Source organism: Flavihumibacter sp. CACIAM 22H1, assembly GCF_001601815.1.
Lineage (GTDB): Bacteria > Bacteroidota > Bacteroidia > Chitinophagales > Chitinophagaceae > Flavihumibacter.
The window spans coordinates 11,621-28,442 of record NZ_LUKG01000056.1 but is presented as its reverse complement, the minus strand read 5'-3'; the positions used below and the strand labels follow the sequence as shown (position 1 = coordinate 28,442).

General features: G+C 46.0%; 10 protein-coding genes. 1 reads left to right on the top strand and 9 read right to left on the bottom strand.

The window, feature by feature from the left end; all coding sequences use genetic code 11:
* The 4 genes from A1D16_RS14695 to A1D16_RS14680 all read right to left on the bottom strand — a co-directional run.
* Positions 1-438, bottom strand: a 438-nt coding sequence (locus A1D16_RS14695; protein WP_290710823.1) for a SusD/RagB family nutrient-binding outer membrane lipoprotein, incomplete at its 3' end; no start/stop codon positions are given.
* 17 nt (positions 439-455) lie between these two features.
* Positions 456-3,596, bottom strand: a complete 3,141-nt coding sequence (locus tag A1D16_RS14690; protein WP_290710820.1) for a SusC/RagA family TonB-linked outer membrane protein — start codon at positions 3,594-3,596, stop codon at positions 456-458.
* A gap of 294 nt (positions 3,597-3,890) precedes the next feature.
* Positions 3,891-5,252 (bottom strand): Gfo/Idh/MocA family oxidoreductase, encoded by a 1,362-nt coding sequence (locus tag A1D16_RS14685; RefSeq protein WP_290710818.1) that lies wholly within the window; start codon positions 5,250-5,252, stop codon positions 3,891-3,893.
* Positions 5,253-5,263: 11 nt separating this feature from the next.
* Positions 5,264-7,471 (bottom strand): beta-N-acetylhexosaminidase, encoded by a 2,208-nt coding sequence (locus A1D16_RS14680; protein WP_290710816.1) that lies wholly within the window; start codon positions 7,469-7,471, stop codon positions 5,264-5,266.
* 105 nt (positions 7,472-7,576) lie between these two features.
* Here A1D16_RS14680 and A1D16_RS14675 point away from each other — a divergent pair, with 105 nt between their 5' ends.
* Positions 7,577-8,464: a hypothetical protein gene (locus tag A1D16_RS14675; RefSeq protein WP_290710814.1), complete on the top strand. Its 888-nt coding sequence runs from the start codon at positions 7,577-7,579 to the stop codon at positions 8,462-8,464.
* On the opposite strand, the gene A1D16_RS14670 is transcribed toward A1D16_RS14675, so the two are convergent.
* From A1D16_RS14670 to A1D16_RS14650, 5 genes are all read right to left on the bottom strand, one after another.
* Complete coding sequence (locus A1D16_RS14670; RefSeq protein ID WP_290710812.1) at positions 8,442-9,377, bottom strand: hypothetical protein; 936 nt, start codon at positions 9,375-9,377, stop codon at positions 8,442-8,444. The two genes, A1D16_RS14675 and A1D16_RS14670, sit on opposite strands and share 23 nt — an antisense overlap.
* A gap of 33 nt (positions 9,378-9,410) precedes the next feature.
* Positions 9,411-11,975: a hypothetical protein gene (locus A1D16_RS14665; RefSeq protein WP_290710810.1), complete on the bottom strand. Its 2,565-nt coding sequence runs from the start codon at positions 11,973-11,975 to the stop codon at positions 9,411-9,413.
* Between the two features lie 56 nt (positions 11,976-12,031).
* Complete coding sequence (locus A1D16_RS14660; RefSeq protein WP_290710808.1) at positions 12,032-14,479, bottom strand: glycoside hydrolase family 31 protein; 2,448 nt, start codon at positions 14,477-14,479, stop codon at positions 12,032-12,034.
* Positions 14,480-14,487: 8 nt separating this feature from the next.
* Positions 14,488-16,236 carry a glycoside hydrolase family 66 protein gene (locus tag A1D16_RS14655; protein ID WP_290710806.1) on the bottom strand — a complete coding sequence of 583 codons (1,749 nt, stop codon included), beginning with the start codon at positions 16,234-16,236 and terminating at the stop codon, positions 14,488-14,490.
* Positions 16,237-16,241: 5 nt separating this feature from the next.
* On the bottom strand, positions 16,242-16,822 hold a 581-nt coding region (locus A1D16_RS14650), incomplete at its 5' end, for a SusF/SusE family outer membrane protein (protein WP_290710804.1).

Sequence of the window (16,822 nt, the reverse complement as noted above, 5' to 3'; positions counted from 1 at the left end):
TACATCCAGCAGCGATTCTGAATAGGGCAGATCACCAAAAATATCGGTCAGTTGATGAAACTGCCAAACTTTCCAGATCCTTGCAACCGCTTGCTGGTTTTTCAGGGAGGGGTCATTACCTGTAAGCCGGATTACTTCTGCAGTATTAATCAGGTCACCGGCATACGTAAAGTTGCCGCCCCAGTCGCGGGCCTGGAAAATAGTTCCGGAGCCCTGATTTGCATAATAATTACTGTATTCATTAAATGTGCCACCATTGTGACTGGCGAAAATGGTGTTTTTCAATACCAGGGTAAATAACATCGATGGACGAATTACATCCTTTGTTATAAGTATTGGATTGGTATTGATTTGTTCGAAATTTTTTGTGCACCCGCCAATAACAAGCGTCAGCATTCCTGCTACCAATAGCTGGGTTTTATATTTTCTGAGTTTCATACTTTCTCGTTAACCGGTTAAAAAGTAAAGGATAGATTAATGCCAATGCTACGTGTTGTGGGAATTCCTTTCGCCTCGTACCCCTGGGCAGAAATGGTTGTATTGAAGGCAGACTCCGGACTAATTCCCATTGTTTTGAATTTGGCATCGCGATAGATGTAAAAAAGATTTCTGCCGATAAGTGAAATCCGGGTTCCTTTAAAATAGGTTTTACTTAACCAGCGGGAAGCGCCGATATTATACCCTATACTTGCTTCGCGGAGTGCTGCATAGTCTGCATCAATAATAGCGTCGGTTGCAATATTGCCCCAGGCACTTCTTCCGGCATAATAATCCTGCGCCAATAGTACAATATCACTGGGTGTATATTTTCCATCCGGACCTTCAATTACCCCCTCCGCAATCAGGTTAGTTCTGTTTTCTGTAAACTTACCCATGCCTTTTGCACTCTGATCGTCATAAGACTGAGAAAAGATCTGTCCGCCTTTTCTGAAATCAATCAAGGCGCTGAGGGTTATTCCTTTATAGGTAAAACTATTGGTTAAGCCACCCAGCCAGTCGGGTTGTATGTTTCCTAAAATAGTAGCTTCGGAGGCGCTTTGGAATTTACCCTGTTCGGTAAGTAAAATCCGGCCGTCTTCTGTTCTCTTATAATCGAACCCGATGATATTTCCAAAGGCTTCACCAGGTGTTGCTTGTATGGAGGCTCGTGTAGCCGTAAGCATTCTGTAGGTAGAAATGCCTTCTGTAAGCTCAATTACTTTAGAACGGTTTTTAGACAGGTTAAGAATCATATCCCAGCTGAAATTCTTATTTCTAACCGGGCTTCCGGTCAATAATATTTCCACGCCTTTATTCTGAATTTCACCGGCATTGATCATGCGGGAAGCGTACCCTGTTGCACTTGACAACCCGATATTGATGATCTGGTTAAAAGTAGCTGCACTGTAATAAGTAACATCCAGTCCCAACCTGTTTTTAAAGAACCGGAGTTCTGTACCGATTTCAATACTGCGGGTAAGCTCATTTTTAAGATCAGCCAGCGGAACCGTTGAATTGATAGCGGCAAAAGGCTGTCCATTAAAATTCAAATTGGATAAGCTATAACCTCCTGTAGTACGGTAAGGATCAGCATCGTTACCTGCTTCGGCATACGATACACGTAGCTTGCCATAATCCAGTACACCGGTATTGGAACCCAGTACATCAGAGAACACAAAGCTGGTACTAACAGAGGGATAAAAGAAGGACTGATTTTTTAAACCCAGGGTGGAAGACCAGTCGTTCCTACCCGTAAAATCGAGGAATAGAAAATTTTTATACCCAACCTGGCCGGTAAAATAAGCCGAGTTGATTACTTTTTCACTGATATTATTGCGGGTGGCTTTATTCCTGGCATTATTGATATGGTAGAGTCCGGGAATATTAAATCCTGTACCGGTAAAGCCCACCTGCTCCTGCTCTCTTTTTAAATGATTCGCTCCTACAGAAAGAGATCCTGTAAAGTTTTTAGATAATTCTCCGGCAGCCGTAAGTAATACATCACTGTTCGATTCTTTAACCTGGTATTGGTCGTTGGAGATACTACCATCCAGGGTACCAGGTGTACCGATACCGATTCGAACCATCCGGTTTTCTGTATAAAAATCTGTACCTGACCGGGCCTGCAGGCTTAACCAGTCGGTAAACTTGTAACGGGCCAATACATAACCAATAATCCGATCGCGGGTATCCTTACTGATCAGCTCATTTAAGAGCCAGTAAGGGTTATTCGGGCTACCGCTCTTCCAGTTGATCATGGTACCATTGGCGCGTTTATAGTTTTTCTGCCAATCGAGATCAATAAAGCGGGGGGTTGCCATCAAACTTGCTATAGGCGAGGTTAGCAAACCACCAACTTCCGGGCGGTTATTTCCACTCTGGCGGATATAGTTCACTTTTGTTTCAACCGTAAGTTTTTTGGTAACATTCAAAGAAGCCAGCAAATTAATACTTTGTCTTTTCAGGGAATTATTGGGTATTATTCCTTCATTACGCATATCGGATGCCGATAAACGGTAGGTTCCTTTTTCACTTCCACCGGAAACAGCTACTGTGTTAGTAAAGGTTTTACCCGTCCGGAAAAAGCTTTTCAGGTTATCGCTGGGTTGCGGACTGAATTTTACCGCGCCCAGTTCCGGCCAGGTATCGATGGCAATCATACGACCATCCATCCGACCACCCCAGTTGTCTACCAGCCAGCCGGGCCAGCTATCGTATTCTACCCCATCAATGGTTTTTTTTCCGAAGGAGGTATAATTGTCGTCGTATCCACCTCCCCAAACATTCTGAAAAGTGGGGAGTACATTGGGCGATTCGAAGGTGGAATTAGAAGTGATATCCACGCGTGCCGGGCGCCCTGATTTTCCTTTTTTGGAGGTGATCAAAATAACGCCGTTGGCGCCACGGGCACCATACAGGGCAGCTGCTGCCGGGCCCTTCAGTACCGACATGGATTCGATATCATCGGGGTTAATATTGCCAATCCCGTCGCCGAAATCGCGCTGGCCGCCAAATGCCCCCGGCGTACCGAGCGTCTGATTGTCGATCGGAACCCCGTCTATTACATAAAGGGGCTGGTTATTCCCCTGCAGGGAAGAGGCGCCCCTGATTACCACAAAGCTAGATCCGCCGGCACCACCTGCCGAGGGGTTAATATGTACCCCGGCAACTTTACCTTTTAATGCATTTGCAACGTTCAGGTCTTTATTTTCTGATAAACGATCTCCATCAATGGTTTGCATGGAATAGCCCAGTGATTTCTTATTTCTTTCCACACCCAGGGCCGTTACTACCACTTCCGATAACTGGCTGTTTGTTGCAGATAAGGTAACTGCAATATTCTGGCGGCTGTTAATAGCAAGCTCCTGCTGCTGATAGCCGGTATAACTAATAATAAGGGTACCATTACCGGGTGCATCGATGGAAAATTTACCATCTGCATCGGTAACTACTCCACGGGTAGTTCCTTTTAAAAAAACAGAAACACCAGGCAGGGGTTTTTGATTCTCATCCAAAATAGTTCCACCGATCTTTCCTGTTTGCGAGAAGGCAAGCCCCCCGGTTACAAACAACAAAAGGATCAGTAGCAGACTACTCATCAATTGATTTCGTTTCATTTGCAGTGTATTTGGCATTAATTAAAAAAGAAGGTTACAAAAGAAATTGTCGGTATTATATTTTCGTTTCCTTTCCTTAAAAATAAGTTTTATTCAGTATTCGCCCAAATAAAAATGTTTTTTCCGGTTTTTTTATTTGCGAAACCTTATTTTATCGGATAAAACAGAAAGAAAACAACAGGATTTATGGGAAAAACTGTAGTTGTTACCATGCCTGGTGCAGCAACAGATGACCAGAGAGCCCTCTGGTGAGCATGGTTTATGAAAAAGCAGGTACCGGTGTGCGGTACGGGGTTAATAAAGGGCTCCTTTTGCAAACTGGTTGGGTCGGTGCATCCATTTTCCACTGGTAAAATCCGGAAAATCGACTGTTTCATTTCCCAGGGCAATAGAACTTTCACTCAAGGGCGTAATAGCGCTCCAGGCGGCGGCATCATAGACATCCATTGGCGTGGGCTCTCCTCTTTTTGCCGCTTCAATAAAAGCATGCAGCACAAAAAAATCGATGCCGTCGTGGCCTGTTTTGGTGGCTTCCTCACCCCATTTTTTCCAGAGTGGATGGTCGTATTTTTTAAACCATTCCGCTGCATCGTCCCAGCGTTCATGATCGTACTTGCTAACTCCTTCTATGTAGATTCCATTGTTCAGGTTCATCCAGATACCGTTGGTACCCTGCACCCTGAATCCCAATGAGTAAGGGCGGGGCAGGTTGGTATCGTGCTGCAGGAAGATGGTTTCCCCGTTGGCACAGGATAATTGGGTGGTTACCACATCACCCAGCTTAAACAACTGCTTTGCATTCGGGTGGTCGGCGCCGCCTTTTTTTACTATATAATTATGTAGCCCCCTTGCTTTGCTGGCGAACGAATTCAATGAAACGAAGCGATTGCCCCTGTTTATGTCAATCAGCATGGCCAACGGTCCTACATCATGGGTTGGGTAGAGGTCGCCATTGCGATGGATCGAATGCTGTGTCCTCCATTTTGCTTCTGAAAAACCTTTTTCGCCAAATTCTACCCCACTATTATAAGGAGTTACCCCATCATTGAACTTTACGCCTCTCAGATCGTGCTGGTACCCGCCTTGCAAATGAATGATTTCACCAAACAAACCCTGGCGGATCATATTCAGTACAGCCAGTATATCTCTACGATAGCAGGCATTTTCCAGCATCATTACCTGCGCATTTGATTTTTCTGCAGCCCGTACTACCTCCCAATGATCTTCGAGGGTAATTCCCAAAACCACTTCAGTAGCAATATATTTTTGTCCGGCTGCAATGCTGTCCAGGATCATTGGGGTATGCCATTCCCAGGGGGTGGAAATAACAACCGCATCCAGCTTAGCAGATTCCAGCATTTTCCGGTACGCATAAGGATCACCGGTAAAAACCTGCGGTCTGGTTTTTCCTGATTTTTTTATCAGTTCTCCGGCCATCTGTAACATCCGTGCATCAATATCGCAAATAGCGGCTACTTCTACATCGGTCCGGTTCAAACTCATGGCAAGATGTGCTTGTCCACGTAAACCTGTGCCGATAAAACCCAGCCGTAATTTCTGGGGCTGCCGGTTTATTGCTGCTATCAATGGGTTACCCAATGTTATGGCCGCTGTGGAAAAAGCCATCTGTTGTACAAATTTTCTTCTTGGTTGCATTGCCGGAAAAATTAGGGTTGAAGAGTTGGTTGGAAACGTTGGCGGAAATAATCGTTGTAGGCTTTTAATTTTTCGAGGTAGCCTTCCAGGTCGAGCAACTGTTCGTCGTAGATCAGGTACTCCATACCAGCTACCCTGTTGGCAAAATGCCGGGTTCGTTCCTGTTCAAAAAAATAAGTTTTCGCTGGGGTCGACATTCCTTTCGGCAAGCGGGTTTCTTCCCATTTTTGGCAGAGCGCCTTAAATACCGCCTTTCTTCTGGCTAACTGGCCAGCAACCGTTTTTTCTGCCTGAAGCAGGTGATAGTAGGCCGAGTCGATATTTACAAAACGCTGCAGATGCGCCTGTTTAATACTTGTTTCCAATGATTCCAGGTCGAAATAGGTTTGGGCCGTATGTTTAGCCAGTTCGGCCAGGGTTTTCAGCACTTCGATATCATAGGAATGCAGTGCCCCGGCTGCTATATTTTTTTCGCAAATGGCAACAGCGCTGTCCATTTTAGCAAGGATTAGCTTAGACGCATCAAGCCGGTCGGCGTATTCCCGAGCCCAGAAAGGGTCGTATTCCAGGGCATCGCCCCTGGGCAAATCGGGCAAATGTGTTTTTCCAATATCTCCCCAGGCCCAAACCCTGCGTTCAAAGCTTTCCATATAAAAATAGGCAGCCTCATTCAGAAGGCGGTAGAGGGTTGTCATATCCTGTTGCTCCGCCCCATACCAGTTTCGCATAAAGGCAGTGGTAAATGCTTCCAATGAATAGCCTTTTACATTCCAGGAATAAGCTGCTGTAGTAGCAAAACACAAACTCCAGGCCTGCATAGGTAAGCCAGAGTCATCCCAATTGGTTCGGATAACTCCATCAAATACATTGCTGCCTAAATTTTCCTGGAGAAATTTTACAGAAGTTTCTAAAGCCCCCGCTTCGATCTTTCCTTTCCCGTTCTTCACAAAAAAATAGGGTAGAAATAACTGCTCAATACCTGGATTAGGATCATAGGCATATACCGAATAACCCAACGCTTTTGCTTGTTTTGCATAGGCCAAATCGGGCGTTTCATAACTGTAGGATTCCGTCATTATCAACGAGGGATGGGGTACTACAGGCGCCTGTTGCGTTGCCTTGTCTTCACCATGGTAAATATTGAGCCTGCCTTTTGCCCAGCCCATCGGAGCTTCCCAGGCCATAACCCCTCTTTTATGCGGCTTCAATAACTCCGCACTTTTTCCAAGAAACAGGTGGTATAAGCCGCTGCGGCCGATTTCAGCCTGCTTTTTACTACAATTTTCGCATTTACCCAATTCGTAGGTTTCATCGGAGCCGATATGTATGAATTTTGAACCCGGCGTGGCTTCCATTGCGTCTTTCCAGAGATCCATCAGCAATTGATACGAGGCTTCTTTCAATGGACAAAATTCAAAATTAGAGGCAGGCACCTCGCGCAAATGGGCAAATTGCGGCCATTTAAGAATAAAACCAACATGTCCTAATCCCTGTACCAGTGGCACAAGCTGAACATGGTACTGCTGTGCATAGCGGGTTAGCTCCTGCATTTCCGCCATCGTAAAAGCTCCCGGGGCACCGATTTCAGGATGACTTGGATATAAAAATTTATCCTCCCATTCCCAAACCAGCATATTCATTTTACTGGCAGCCAGCTCGCGAATAAACTGTTGCACGTATTCCTTGGTATCCTGGTGGTGTTTGGTATCGTAATGTGCTGCCCGAACCTTGGTATCAGGCCAGTCTCGGATCTCAACTTCGCGTAGTGTAGCATTTTTTTCCTTGCCCTCAATGAGTTGCAAAAGGGTCTGAACGCCGTAAAAAAGTCCGGCTTCCCCAGGCGAGGAAATAGTAATACCTGCTTCCCGAACGGTTAAGCGATAGCCTTCTTCCCCCAGCGTTTTGTCTTTTTTCCGTTCCAACCGGATGTATTTTCCCGGCGTAGCGGCGGCGGCCTGAAGCTGGTGCCCCCATCTTTTTTGAAGTGATTCCTGTAGCAATGCTGCCGTGAAACGATCTGCTTTACCCGGATTACCCGCCTGTATAAGCCGTGTAAAACCGGCCAATGGCTGGCTGGCTGCTGCATAATTTACCTCTTTTGGATAAGGTATTAATGCAGGTAACTGGCTGGCCGGAGGAGTTGCCCCTCCTTTTTCCATCCATCCGCTTAAGAGCAATACTATCAGAATGCGTAAATAGGTGGTTGTCGATCGTTGCATGAGCTACCATAATTATAAGGAGGTATAAATATAAACAGAGGTAATTATCTTTCAAAATATTTTGTATTTTAAATTATATCTTTCATTTCCTTATTTTACAAAATCATGATAAGAGTTCTATTTGTCCTTTTTTTCCTGTACGCGCCGTATTTCGGCCAGTCGCAATCCTGCTTGCCCTGTGATTCTTTGCGACAGATACCCGGAATAATTTTCTGTGACGACTTTGAATCAACCGACCCCCTCGGCAACCGGTATTTTGGCTATGATCCGGATGATGGAGAATTTATCCGGATGGCAGGGGCAGGAAGAAATGGAAGCCATGGTATGCGTGTAAAATTTCAGGCAGGTGAAGTAGAAGCCGGTGTATTACAGAAAGCTATCGGCCGCTCTCCCGACCCAGGTATGAAGTACAGCAGCATGCCCGATAGTAATTTTACCGACATCTATTGGCGGATTGAGCTTCGGAACCAACCTGGTTGGGAAGGTGGCGGCGGCGACAAATTAAGCCGCGCAACCAGTATTGCCAGTAAAACCTGGCAACAGGGAATGATTGCGCATGTTTGGTCTGGGGGCCAACCCAATTCCTATGATTACCTGGTGATGGACCCCGCCAGCGGCATCAATACCGATAGCCAACTTGCGAGCAAAAAATACAATGATTTCGAAAACCTGCGGTGGATGGGTGGCACACAGGGTTCAACGCCCCTGTTCCGCACCGACCAGACCGGTAAATGGAACTGTATTGTTGCCCATGTAAAGCTGAATACGCCTGGTTTATCGGATGGCATTTTCGAAGTATGGGTAAACGGAGAACTACAAGGTGCAAGGTATGACCTGAACTGGCATGCCCGCTGGAACCTGCAGCCCGGTTCTTATGGAATCAACGCGGTATTTTTTGAGAATTACTGGAACAAAGGTTCCGTAAAAGAACAGGAACGCTATTTTGACAATATCCTTATCAGCACCCGGCCTATTGCCTGCGATTGCCGGTAGCAATAGGACCAATATACCGCCTCGCAACCACCAGGTGATCGTATTTGGTATAGTGATTTTCTCCTGCCGGGCTCTTACTGTCATAATGCTCAATGCGCAGGAAATTTACATTGAGCAAAGGGTTGGAGCGCCACTGAAAGCCTTCAAAAGGCTTTCCGGCCGGATCATTTATCCATCGATCCTTTTCCCAATAGCCATTCGGAAAACCCTGGCCCCAGTAGCCCACTTCTTTTCCGTCCTGCCAGATCCGGAGAGCTCCGTTTCGGGCGGTTGCGGGTTTATTAAGTTTGACCATTATTTCAATACAGATCCATTCGTCCCATTTTAAATCCTGCGCCTGGCTGCTTTTGTTAACCAGGGTATTTCCATAACAGCTGGTACCCTTATTCCAACTGCGCATTTCGCCCCAATAGAGGTAGGCATCCATTTCCGGTTCCTCATTGGGCTCATAGGAAATGGAAAAACGCTTATCGCCTTCCCCACAACGTCCGGCCTGTCCCATGTGATAGGGAATAGCCGGGTAATTACCGCCAATTTTAACTGCTTCATGATGAATATACCCTTTTGACAGGGCCGGGTACTTAACATAATAGCGGATAAAAAGGCTGTCGTCCCAGCCCGGTTGAATCATTTTATACAGATGAGCGCCATCGTTTTTTCCCCCTATATTGGTGAGTTTCACTGAATGCTTTCCGGCACTCCCCTTCGGAACATCCGGATCATTAAAAATCCCGGTTCGATTTTTTATGTCTTCATACCGCGCAAAAATAGTACTGGTATCTTCCTCAAATTGTTCCACAAATAAAACATCGGGGTCTGTTTCGATGCCCTTATCCTGCGGATACTGCTGGGCCAAGGATTGTTGCTTCGGGTTAACAGAGAGCAGAAAAATCAAAAAAATGAAATTAATCATAATGAAAAGAAAGTATTATCGAATATATATCTTTCATTTAATTTTTCTTAGGCGTATTTTTTTAAATAATGCGGTATTGGTATGGCCCGACATATTTTCATTGTAGGGTTGATAGGCAAGCAAAAGAACATGGGTTCCCTTCGATAAATGAAGCCGGATGCTGTTGCTGTATCCCCAGGAGGTCCAATTATCTTTTCCTCGTTGGGGAAAAACCAGCACCCCCCGCGGCTGCTCATTCAGCAGAAGGGTTCTTATGGCACATTTGTTATCGGTATTAATTGGGCCGTTTCCATTAGCATATTCAACATCAACATCATATACACCGGCCTGTTGAATAGTAACAGCAACCGGCTGCGTGGAGAGTTTATTGGCAGAAAGCGGTATTTCCACTGCTTGAAAAAATTCCACCGGTTCACTGGCAAATGATTCCACCCCTGCTTCGTCCAGGGCCATCAATTGATACCGGCCTGGTTCGGTAATGGTTTCACTGGTAAGGCTGCCGGAGATTAGTTTTAATAATTCTCCGTTCCGGAACAGCTTGTATTGTTTTACGGAAGACTGCGGCAGCCAGTATAGCTGATCATTATCCAACCCAAGTTTAGGTTCGGCCAAACTCGTATAATTGCCTGGCTTATAAATGCGTTGAGGCGGAATTGGTCCGTCCAGTTCAATTTTTACCGTATAGCTGCCGGTTAGTTCTTTATTAATAATAGCGGCGTCTGTTTTTACCCCATTCAATGAAAAAGAGCGTATTTGATTTCCGTAGCCATTGATCTCGATATCCAAAACAGCGCCGCGATAGCGGAATTTTTTCAATACCCGGTTACCGGCCAAGGCCTGGGGTATAAAGGGTTGAAACCGAAGCCCCTCTTCAGTAAACTGGATACCAAACAAGGTTTTGTGTACCATTCCGATATGCCCTGATAAGCTCCAGAGCATATTACTTGAATTGATTTGGGTACCCTTAAAATCGCCGTTTTCCGCCACCAGGTTTTCTTTATTCGTAAGAAAAAGCGCTGCCGGCCGGTAAATTGCCGCCATGCTCTCCAGTACGGCCGCTTCATTACCGGCTTTGGAGGCAGCCATTAACCAGAACGCTTGTACAAAGGGCCAAACGGCATTGTTATGGTAGGGCGGTATACCCGGAATATCGGGGTAAATACAGGGTATACCAAAACTGGTTACCGGTGTATTGGAAACAAGTTCCTTTTGCTGATCGGGGGTAGCCAGGTCAAACAACACGGCTAATGCTTCTCCCAGCGCATCGGTGCGGGCTGACCTCAACTGATCACCCCGGCCATATAAATACTGCGCGTAATACTTTTTACCAGGAATCCACAGCAATCGGTTAACCGCTTCCCGTATCTGGTCGGCGCGCTTATTAAATGCGGCGGCATTGGTTTGGCTGCCTAACAGATCAGCCATTCTTGCAGCTACCCGGTTAGCCTGGTAATGAACCGCATTTGTACTTAATGTTTTTGATTCAAAAATATCTGCCGGTTGCATCCAGGCAGGGTAGGTTTGCTCTCTCCAGTCAAGGAAAGACGATTCCCCTTTCACCAGGCCCGAAGCCGGATCGTATATAGTCTGGTAATCATCCTGCAGGGTATTGGTTATGATCTCAAATGCCTGCGCCATCCAGTGCAGATCACCCTCTGCCAGGTAAATTTCCCAGGCTGCAATAGCCCAGATCATCCTGTCGCTCGAAACCGGCCAGGCTCCACCGGTACCGGTATCCTGGATAATTTTTTTCCGGGCATTGACTTTTTTAAGCAAGCTGTTCCTGGCAACTTCCGGTTGCATATAGGCCATTGATAAAAGAATGCTATAGCTGATATCCCTTGTCCATACGCCTGCCCACTCCTTTCCTGTGCGGAAGGTACTGTCGGGTTCGATGGCGTTCACCATTTCCTCCAGGGCCATATTATATAAAGCGTCTGTCAGGATGAAATCAGACTGAAGGGCTGGGTAGGAACTGATGTCTTTCGACAATTTCCAGCCCTGTTCCGTTGGCGTTGCGGGTATGGATTCTTCATTGATTTCTAACAATACCTCGTAAATACCGTCTCCATCCGGATCCTTTAATTCCAGTTCGGGATGCCGGGTTAACTGGCTGAAATCCCAGGTCATAGGTGCGGTACTGCCAGCAATATAAACTGCGCTGAAATCCTGCTTATATAACCGTTCTCCATTAAAAAATTCAAAATAACCGGCTTTTGAAAAAGCATCCAGTATTTCCCGCAGATCCAATTGTACCAGTAGTTTGGTATTCGGTTTAATATATCCCGATTCTTCGTGCTCTCCCAACTTTAAAGCCTGTCCGAATTTTATCAGCGGGGTTTTAATAACGGGGCCGGTGCCCAGCACATTAAAATGATGGTCTATCCCGGATACCATTTCATTGTCCTTTCCATTGATCGCAAACTTGAAATCAATGATTGATTTTTTATACGGGTTGGCCGGGCTACGATAGGTAGACACCAGCTCCGTAGCAGACAGCGCTTTGGAACTATACGCTCCCTGAACTACCTGATCTTTAAATATCCGGTAGGCTGCCGAAGAGTAGAAAGGCTCGCCGGAATCGGATTTACATGCCATACTGAAAGATAAAGCAAGCCATCCCGCCAGTTGAAAAATTTTACAACGCATCCTTATCATTTAATGAATTCGAGCGCCTGGTCGGTTGCCCCATACTCCAATTGCAGGCTACAGGTGCGTGTTGCCGGATCCCAGCTGAATTTTTGTTTTTTCTTATCAAGCAACACTTGTTTGGGTTTTGTCTCCAGCTGAATTTTTATCAGCCAGGAACGTTTTCCTTCCGGTTTGAACCCATTATTATGAACCGGTGCCTGTATCAGCAGGTCTGTAATTCCTGCCCGAACAGCACAGCTGATATTGGTAATACTATGCTCTTTATGCAGATACCCGGTGGTTTCACCATCGTCTTCATACAGGCGGAAACTTGTTTTTTGCCCGCTTTCCGGCGGGTATACCAGGAGGGTAAAAGGAAAATCCTTTTTTTCATGGATGTATTGCATCACCGGCATCAGGGGAATGATAGCCCCTTTTTTAACCAGCACCGGTACAATATCTAACGGGGCCGGGTACTCGATTACCTGTTCGCCATCAAACTGTTTTCCCGGGTTATTAAAGTCGATCCATTTACCTTCCGGAAGATATATTTTTTTACTGCGGGCACCTTTTTTTACCACGGGTGCAACCAGCAATTCCTGTCCGAGCATAAACTGTTCATTCGCCGTATATCCATTGGTGTCTTTGGGAAATTCCAACAACATTGCCCGCATAAGGGGCCAGCCGGTTTCATGTGTTTCTGCTGCATAGGAATAGATATATGGAAATAACCGGTATTTTAACTCAATAGCTTTTTTACTGATCTGTTCAGCTTCCGCTCCGAATAACCAGGGTTCAACGGCGTTATTACCTTCATGGTGCGCCCTGCTCAACGGGTTGAATACGCCAAACTGCAGCCAGCGGATATACAATTCTGACATCGCCGCATAATCGGTTATATCACCACAGTAGCCGGAGATATCTGTGGCCCAGAAGGGAATGCCGCCCATGCCCGCCGATAAAGCAAGAGGGATTTGATTGGCCAGGTTTGCCCAGCCATCCAGCACATCATTTCCATTTCCGGAATCGCCAGACCATCCAAAGCTATAACGTTGTATACCAGCATAAGCTGCACGGGTCATCTGAAACACCCGTTTACCCGGATTATACTTTTCAAATTGTTCCTTTACCACCTTATCCCAGGTGAATCCGTATACATTGTGTATTTCATCGTGCATACCCAGGAAGTGTTTCATATGCAGGCGATCAGGCGCATCCTCATTACTCCAGGCCGGCTCGCCCATATCTGTCCAAAAACCCTTTACCCCGTCATTAATTGGCTTCTGCTGCAGCTTGCCCCACCAGTTTGCCACTGCCGGTTTGGTAAAATCTACCACACCGCAATTACCCCCCCAGGGCCAGGGCATATCGTAGGATTTGCCGGTACGCTGATCCAGTGCAAAATAACCCAGCGAATCGGCGGCCCTCCATTGGCGTTGATTGGATTGAGACACCACCGGGTCCTGTGATACAATTACTTTAAAACCATTGGAATCCAACGCACTTAACATCGCTGCGGGGTTCTGGTAACGTTCCGGATGCCAGTCAAAACTCTGGAGTGCATCCACCCAGCCGATATCCTGGTAGATGATATCACAGGGAATATTTCGGGAACGATAACCTGCTGCTATTTCGCGGGTCAGTTTTTCATTGGTTAGCAAGCCGCGGCTTTGCGAAAAACCAAATGCCCATTTAGGCGGAAGAATTGGCTTACCGGTTAGTGTTATGTATTGCTGCAGAATCTGTTTGTACTCTTTTCCATAAATAAAATAATAGAGGAGCTCTCCACCGGATGATTCAAAGGAATAATACTGACTGGATTCTGTGCCAAACCGGAAAACGGATTTATGGGTATTATCAAAAAAGATCCCATATTGATAACTGCTCATAAAAAATGGAATGCTTTTATACAGCGGGTCTTCGTCGCTGGTATAGCAGGGCCGGTCACTGTTCCACATGGTATAAGTACGGCCTCTCCGGTTGAGTGGCCCGGCTTTTTCTCCCAGCCCAATAAACTGTTCATCTGGCCTTAACTGTTTGTAGGAAATAACTTTAGCAGCATCTTTCTCCAGGCCCCTTTCTTTAAAATCGCTCATCAGGAGTCGCTGGTATTTATCAAAAACCTGCAACTGGAAGGGCGACCGGTTAATGCGAATTCTCAACAGGTCTGTAAACAATTCATAGGCCTGCGCCTGTTCATGTACCTGCAGGTTGCCGGTAGCTTCTATAGAATCGGTAATAACTGCAAAGGATTCGTTCTTTTTTTCAAAACGGCCATCCGGAGAAAACCAGATTCGAAATACACCACCAGCCAGCAGCTTTAAAGAAACCGCGGAACTATCCGCTCCTTTAAACACGACGGTATTTCCTTTCACCTCGTAACCTATACAATTGCCCGGCGTTTTTACCGGTTGTGCGTTGCCGGCACCACTAATCAGTAGCCCGATAATGAGTTTACATATTTTCTTCATAGCTTATACTATTCAATTACAATCATAGTCCAGTAAAGCAGCGATGGCAGTGTAAATACCAGTTCATTACCTTGCTGTTCAAAACTAATTTCTTCCGGTGCGCCCTGCAACCTGTCGGGCGAAGCCACCCAAATTTTACGCACTGTTTGCCCAAGCGTGCATCTAAGTGTGGCATTTTCTATAAGTGCAGGTTTTTGTTGCTGACCCCTATCATCTCTCCAATTCAGTTCGGTTGCCTGGTTAAAATTGAGCAGTTGCAAAAGCTGCCGATTACCTATTTTTTTGCTGAGCAGGCTAACATTTCCGCTTACAGGTGGCCATTGATTGATGGTCATTTTTTGATTGGTACAGGACAGATTAACGCTGTTCCAGTCGCCACCATCGCGCAGCAGGTTTTGATACGCAACTATAAAATCGTAATAATTCAGCAAAGCTGTTCGAAGGTCATCACGTGGTTGCAGGTTATTATGCGGAAAATATTCTTTGCTTAATAAATGTTCTCCCAATTCAAGATGCGTACCTCCGTGGGCAAAAATAACAGCATCTGTGAGCAGCACGCCGGGTGTGTTAAAGTAACCGGGGTTATCGGATAGTGTATAATTCATATAGGCGGCCAGCACAGAAGGCTTTCCGTTACCTAGGTAATTATTATTGGCAAGTATCGTGGCCAGGTCTGCATACGTTTCATTAGGATGCCATACTTCGGTATACAAAAAATCAACCGGGGCCGAAGCAATGCTTTCGCCCTGTCCATATTGATTAACGGCATTCATCACCAGCCTTTTCTCCGGTGCTGCCGTTTTCATTGCCTCTAGGAATGGGGCAAAATCCCTTGCCTGGTTTACCTGCCTGCCATCGTAGGCATAGAGCGCGCCTCTATTTCCCAGTGCGTCTACGTGGTAGCCATCGAAAGCAAGCGCTTCGTATACCTGTTTATTTTGATCTATAAGATATTGCTGCCATTCCCTATTAGCGGCATCTGTGAGGAATATATCGCTCTTGAAAAATGGTTGTGGAAGCGGATGTTTATCTTTCTGTTTTCGCTCTGCATCCTTAAACAGGTACCATTCTTCTTTTACACCATCTGTGGCAGCATCCTTGAGGGCACCGAAGGCCAGGTTATAAAACATGGCTTTCATTCCTCTTGCATGAGCCATTTCAATATATTGTTGCAGTGTATTCAACCGTACTTCCTTATTCGCAATATCTGTCCAGCTTTGCATAGGCAACGCACCTGTACCGGCAAGTGGCTGGTGGTGTTTGTATTGCCAGTCGTAAAACTGCAGTCCATTAATATGATACCGCGTAAGTTCTTCCATCACCCTTTCCATTTCGGCGCCTGGTATTGAACCGAATTTGGAAAGAAAGCCATACCTCGGAAATTTTTTCCAGTCGGAAGACACATCCACACCAATAGCTGCCTTTACCAGTTCTTTGCCCTCCGCTAGTTCAACCAGCTCAACCAGGTACCCCTTATAATCCGGTGTGGGCAGGGGCAGCTTTAGTGTGCTTCCGCTTACCGGCTGTTCAAGAATTAATTCATCCAGGTGCCGAAACCGGATTTTCCAGTTTCCGGCCAGTTGGCGATTTATGCGAAAACTGGCTACTTCACCTGGTTTATAGGCGGCCTTGTCTGCCAGCAGTTGCAAGGAAAAAGCGTTTCCGTAGGTTATGGGATCTTTTTCCGGCCCATCTTTTCTACAAGCGGCCAACAGGAGGCAATAAACAAAGGGTACAAATAATTTAGCTCGAACCATTACTACTATTGTTTTTGAATCAGAATTGTTTCATACAGCTGATTGATGGTTATTTTGTAGGTACCCGGCTGAGTAATTCTCCATTTATTATCCGGGCTGCCGCTCTTTATAAACTTCAGTTGGGTGCTACCCATTTCCGAACCATTGATCACCGGCATAAAATAGTCGCAGCCCCAGTTGCCGGTAGCCAGTGGAAATTTAAATTCTCCGGCGGTCATTGGTCCGGTAAAGCTGAATTCATAGGGATTACCGGCTGTAGGAACCAGTGCAACGGGATTATCTATATTCCAGCCGGCAGGTGTAGCATCGCCTACCATCCAGATTTCCGTGAAGGGTGTAAATGCCTGAACCTGCAGGGTCATAGCCTGCAGATCAAGCCTTATTTTATAGGGGCCGGCAGCGGGTATCTTCCATTTATTATCGGGGTTACCGCCCGGTACCAGCTGTACGCCGGTTTCATTAATGGCCTGGTGATTGACAAGGGGCATATAATAATCTGTTCCGAAATTTCCGGTAGCTACCGGAATTTTAAATTCACCCGCTGTCAGTAAACCGCCGTAGGTAAATACAAAAAGATTAGAGGAGT